Source organism: Campylobacter sp. 2018MI01 (assembly GCF_018501205.1).
Lineage (GTDB): Bacteria > Campylobacterota > Campylobacteria > Campylobacterales > Campylobacteraceae > Campylobacter_E.
The window spans coordinates 1-415 of record NZ_JAHCZE010000175.1 but is presented as its reverse complement, the minus strand read 5'-3'; the positions used below and the strand labels follow the sequence as shown (position 1 = coordinate 415).

Genomic DNA, 415 nt, shown 5'->3' with positions numbered 1-415 from the left:
ATGATAAAGAGTATTTGTTTTATTTAAAAATTAAAACACTTATAAGCAAACTCAAACAAGCTAGAAAGGAGACAAAATGAGCCAAGAAGTGCATAAAAAATTAATAAAAAAGATATTTTATAAAGGAACTTTAGTAAATAAAACAGCTTTTAAAATAGGCTCAAGTGAAGGCGATTTCATAGATAGCATGTGTTTAAAGGATAAATCTGATAAGCCGTATATTAGCGCTACAAGTCTAGCTTGAGTGCTAAAAAGTGAGCTTGGCGAGTGTCTTTTGCTAGGAACTGAAAATAATAAAAAGAGTGAAAAAAGTAGACTTATTTTAAATGATTGTTATTTAGATGAGAGAAGTAATTATCAAGTTAATATTAGAAATGGCATAAGGATAGTTTCTACAACAAATATAGCAGAAGAT

General features: G+C 28.2%; 1 protein-coding gene. It reads left to right on the top strand.

The features are described 5' to 3' along the window. Positions 1 to 76: 76 nt before the first annotated feature. On the top strand, positions 77 to 244 hold the full coding sequence (locus tag KJQ97_RS09550; protein WP_214120714.1) for a hypothetical protein: 168 nt from the start codon (positions 77 to 79) through the stop codon (positions 242 to 244). Positions 245 to 415 lie beyond the last annotated feature (171 nt).

What these genes read in the sequence shown, in the direction of transcription:
- KJQ97_RS09550 (WP_214120714.1), top strand. Translation starts at nt 77, where the DNA reads ATGAGCCAAGAAGTGCATAAAAAATTAATAAAAAAGATATTTTATAAA.